Here is a 4,954-nt window from a genome sequence, read left to right on the forward strand (position 1 = left end):
CCGACCGGCGTGCCCGGGCGCACGTCCCGCCCGGCCGCACGGCTCCGGTCGCGCTGCTGGACGCGGCCGCCGTACGGTCGCCACGGCGGCCGCGTCCAGCAGCGCGACCGGAGCCGTGCGGCCGGGCGGGACGTGCGCCGGGGCACGCCGGTCGGTGCCGAGGAGCGCGGTGGTGACCAGCTCCTCCCAGGTGATCTCCGGCGTCGTCGTGCCGTCACCGGTCGGTGCCCCGCTCATGGCGTCCCCTTCCCCTCACTTGTCAGTACGCGCGCGTGGGTGTCCGTACGGCCGCTCAGCACAGCGGAACCGCCTCGTCCGCCCCTTCCGGCCAGGCCGTGAGCGGGGTGAAGCCGAGGTGGCCGCACTCGCCGAAGACGGTGACGGGGGCGCCGCCGGACAGGGCGACCAGCCGCCACAGACCGGGCCGGGAGCGGGCGGCCCGGGTCAGCGGCAGAGCCGTGTCCGTGCCGGCGTCGGCCAGCTGCCACCGGTCGCCGTCCGGGACCGGCACCACCCGGTCCAGGGTCACCGGGACCGACTCCAGCCAGGGGTCGTCGCGCAGCGCCTCGCCGTACCGGGCCACCGCCTCGGCGGTGGTCGTGCCCGGCGGGCGGAACGCGGCCGGTTCCGGCGGGGTGAACCGCTCGCCCAGGGCGGCCCGGGTCCGCCCCACGCCGGCGTACGCCGTCACCTCCGCCTCCAGGGCCAGGCCGACCGGCAGGGACAGCTCCGGCGCCCGGCCCGCGGCGCCGTAGGACAGCAGCAGCCGGGTCCCGCCGGAGCCGGCGCCGTGCAGCCATATCCGCCGCGTCGTCAGCTTCGGGTCCACCGAGTCGTACTGGGCGAGGACCAGCCAGCGGTCGCGCACCGGCGGGCCGTCCGGCGCGGCGGGCAGGCCGACCCGGGAGCGGACCGTGGCCGCGAGGCCGTCCGGCAGCCGGTCGCGGCGCAGCCAGCCCTGGTCGAGCAGGTGCAGCAGCGCGCACTCCTCCAGCAGGCGTGCCGGCCAGCCCGCGCCGGACGCCGCGATCGCCCCCAACTCCCGCACCCGGGCCGCCAAGCCGGGGGCCTGGGCGTCGACCATGCGGGCCGCCGTCTCGTCCCACAGTCCGTACCCCGCCTGTTCGGCCGTGGCCAGGCCGCCGCGCAACAGGTCCGCCAGCCGCTGTTCCAGCTCGGCCGCGCCCGCCGTGACCCGATCGGCCCGGCGCTCGGCCCGCCGCCGGGCCGCCTCCGGATCGGCGGGCGCGGCGCCCGGACCCCGCTCGGACCGGGTCTTCCCGGCCTCGGCCCGGCCACGCCGTCCGGCGAGCCACTGCCCGGCCCAGTCCGGCGGCACCGCGCCGCCCGGCACCGCGCCGTCGTCCGCCGCCCAGAGCAGGAGCAGGCCGAGCGCGTGCTTGCACGGGAACTTACGGCTCGGGCAGCTGCACTTGTACGCCGGCCCGGTCGCGTCGGCCAGGTCCACCACCGTCTGGTACGGCCTGCTGCCGCTGCCCTTGCACAGCCCCCACACCGTCCCCTCTCCGCTGCCGGTCCCGGACCACGGTCCGGCCACTCCGAGCTTGCTCCCCGCCTTGCGTGACGCCGCGTCAGGCGCCAGTGCCAGCACCTGGTCCGCGGTCCGGCGCACCCCCTGCTCAGTCATGCCACCGACGGTAGGTCCCGCCACTGACAATCGGCCCGGTGAGCGCGTTAGCGCAGGTCACAGCGATTGTCAGTGGCGTGGTGCACGGTGGATGCCAGATCCGAACCGGCCGAGCTGGAGGGGGCCTCAGCCATGACTGTGTCCGTGCGACCGACGACCGCCGAGACCGACCGCACCGAGACCGCGCAGGCGTCGCGACCGCGTGCCGAGCAGGCCTTGCGCCCGCATGCCGAGCAGGCGTTCGCGGCCGAACTCGCCGCGCTCGCCGCGCAGGACGACCGCCCACGCCCGGCCCGCTGGAAACTGTCACCGTGGGCGGTGGCGACGTACCTGCTCGGGGGCACCCTGCCGGACGGCACGGTGATCACACCGAAGTACGTGGGTCCGCGCCGCATCGTCGAGGTCGCCGTCACCACACTCGCCACCGACCGCGCCCTGCTCCTGCTCGGTGTCCCCGGCACCGCCAAGACCTGGGTGTCGGAACACCTGGCCGCCGCCGTCAGCGGTGACTCGACGCTGCTGGTGCAGGGCACGGCCGGCACCCCGGAGGAGGCGATCCGGTACGGCTGGAACTACGCGCGGCTCCTCGCCCACGGCCCGAGCCGCGACGCCCTCGTGCCCAGCCCCGTCATGCGGGCCATGGCCGAGGGCATGACGGCCCGCGTGGAGGAGCTGACCCGTATCCCGGCCGACGTCCAGGACACGCTGATCACGATCCTGTCCGAGAAGACCCTACCCATCCCCGAGCTGGGCGAAGAGGTCCAGGCGGTCCGTGGCTTCAACCTCATCGCCACCGCCAACGACCGCGACCGCGGGGTCAACGACCTCTCCAGCGCGCTGCGCCGCCGCTTCAACACAGTGGTGCTGCCGCTGCCGGAGAGCGCCGACGCGGAGGTCGACATCGTCACCCGCCGGGTCGAGCAGCTCGGCCGTTCCCTCGACCTGCCGGCCGCGCCCGACGGCATTGAGGAGATCCGCCGGGTCGTCACCGTCTTCCGCGAGCTGCGCGACGGCATCACCGCCGACGGCCGCACGAAGCTGAAGTCCCCGAGCGGCACCCTGTCCACGGCGGAGGCGATCTCCGTCGTCACCAACGGCCTCGCGCTCGCCGCCCACTTCGGCGACGGCGTGCTGCGCCCCGGAGACGTCGCCGCGGGCATCCTCGGCGCCGTCGTCCGCGACCCGGCGGCCGACCGGGTCGTCTGGCAGGAGTACCTGGAGGCGGTCGTCCGCGAGCGCGAGGGCTGGACCGACTTCTACCGCGCCTGCCGCGAGGTGAGCGCATGACCGGCACCGACCGGAGCTCGCCGTACGGCTCCGGGCCGCTGCTGCTGGGCGTACGGCACCACGGGCCCGGTTCGGCGCGCGCGGTCCGGGCCGCGCTGGACGCCGCCCGCCCCGACGTCGTCCTCGTCGAGGGTCCGCCCGAGGCCGACGCGCTGATCCCGCTGGCCGCCGACCCGGGTCTGCGGCCTCCGGTCGCCCTGCTCGCGCACGCCGTGGACGAACCGGGCCGGTCGGCCTTCTGGCCGTTCGCCGAGTTCAGCCCGGAGTGGGTGGCCATCCGCTGGGCCCTGGAAAACGGCGTCCCGGCCCGCTTCATCGACCTGCCGGCCACGCACACCCTCGCGTGGCAGGACACGAAAGAGGACGAGCAGAAGGGGGACGAGGAGGAGGGGGAAGAGGAGAGCGATCAGGGGTCTGCCGGGGCCGCGCCACCCGCCGCGGTCGCCCCTCACCCGCCCGGTCCCGTCACCGGCGACGACCAGGTCCGTGTCGACCCCCTCGCCGTCCTCGCCGAGGCGGCCGGGTACGACGACCCGGAGCGCTGGTGGGAGGACGTCGTCGAGCACCGGGGGCCGGGCGCGCACGACCCCTTCGCGCCGTTCGCCGCGATGGCGGAGGCCATGGGCGCGCTGCGCGAGCGGTACGGCGTCGGCGGGCGCCCCCGGGACCTCGTCCGCGAGGCGCACATGCGGCTGCGGCTGCGGGACGCGCGCAAGGAGTTCGGCCACGCCGTGGCCGTGGTGTGCGGGGCCTGGCACGTGCCCGCGCTGCGGGAGAGGACCACGGTCACCGCCGACCGGTCCCTGCTCAAGGGCCTGCCCAAGGTCAAGACCGATCTGACCTGGGTGCCGTGGACGCATCGCAGACTGGCCCGGGCCGGCGGGTACGGCGCGGGCATCGACTCGCCCGGCTGGTACGGACACCTCTTCCACGCCCGGGACCGGCCGGTCGAACGGTGGCTGACCAAGGTGGCCGGGCTGCTGCGGGAGGAGGACCGGATCGTCTCCTCCGCGCACGTCATCGAGGCCGTCCGGCTCGCGGAGACCCTGGCGGTGCTGCGCGGGCGCCCGCTGCCCGGCCTGGGCGAGACCACGGACGCGGTGCGCGCGGTGCTGTGCGAGGGCTCGGACGTACCGCTGGCACTGGTGCACGACCGGCTGGTGGTCGGGGACGACCTGGGGGAGGTGCCGGAGTCGGCGCCCGCCGTGCCGTTGCAGCGCGACCTGGCCCGGCGGCAGCGCTCGCTGCGGCTCAAGCCCGAGGCGCTGGAGCGCGAGCTGGAGCTGGACCTGCGCGGTGACACCGACGCCGGCCGCAGCAGGCTGCTGCACCGGCTGCGGCTGCTCGGTGTCGGCTGGGGCGAGCCGGTCCGGTCCCGGGGGAGCACGGGCACCTTCCGGGAGACCTGGCGGCTGCGCTGGGAACCCGAGCTGTCGGTGCGGGTCGCGGAGGCGGGCGTCTGGGGGACGACCGTCCTCGCCGCCGCGCGGGCCAGGGCGGAGGCGGACGCGACGGAGGCGCGCACCCTGGCCGACGTCACCGCGCTCGCCGAGCAGTGCCTGCTCGCCGGGCTGCCGGACGCGCTGCCGTTCGTCATGCGGGTGCTCGCCGACCGGGCCGCCCTGGACACCGATGTCGGCCACCTCGCCCAGGCCCTGCCCGCGCTGGTCCGCTCGCTGCGCTACGGCGACGTCCGGGGCACCGACACCGGCGCGCTGGCGGAGGTGGCGGCGGGCCTCGCCGAACGCGTCTTCGTCGGCCTGCCGCCGGCCTGCGCCGCGCTGGACGCGGACGCGGCGGAGGAGATGCGCGGCCATGTGGACGCCGTGCACACGGCGGTGGGACTGCTGACGGAGAGCCTGCCCGCCGCGTCCGGCGGCGTCCGGGCGTCCACAGGGGCCACCGTCACAACCGCCTCCGGCACCGGTACCGGCACTGTCCCCGGCCCCGGCACCGCCCCCAGAGCCGGACACGGACCCGAAGCCTGCCCCGCCCCCGCCCCCGGCCCCGCCCCCGGAG

General features: G+C 76.5%; 3 protein-coding genes and 1 pseudogene. 2 read left to right on the top strand and 2 right to left on the bottom strand.

What is annotated here, in order from left to right; genetic code table 11:
• Positions 1-237: pseudogene (locus tag IF37_RS40235) on the bottom strand (hypothetical protein); the annotation flags it as partial.
• A gap of 55 nt (positions 238-292) precedes the next feature.
• Positions 293-1,648 carry an SWIM zinc finger family protein gene (locus tag IF37_RS0137840; protein WP_030754049.1) on the bottom strand — a complete coding sequence of 452 codons (1,356 nt, stop codon included), beginning with the start codon at positions 1,646-1,648 and terminating at the stop codon, positions 293-295.
• 132 nt (positions 1,649-1,780) lie between these two features.
• Between IF37_RS0137840 and IF37_RS0137845 the strand changes: the two genes are divergently transcribed.
• Complete coding sequence (locus tag IF37_RS0137845) at positions 1,781-2,935, top strand: AAA family ATPase (protein WP_030754053.1); 1,155 nt, start codon at positions 1,781-1,783, stop codon at positions 2,933-2,935.
• Positions 2,932-4,954, top strand: a 2,023-nt coding sequence (locus tag IF37_RS0137850) for a DUF5682 family protein (RefSeq protein WP_253915965.1), incomplete at its 3' end; no start/stop codon positions are given. The genes IF37_RS0137845 and IF37_RS0137850, both read left to right, overlap by 4 nt.

The organism is Streptomyces sp. NRRL S-31 (assembly GCF_000718775.1).
GTDB lineage: Bacteria > Actinomycetota > Actinomycetes > Streptomycetales > Streptomycetaceae > Streptomyces.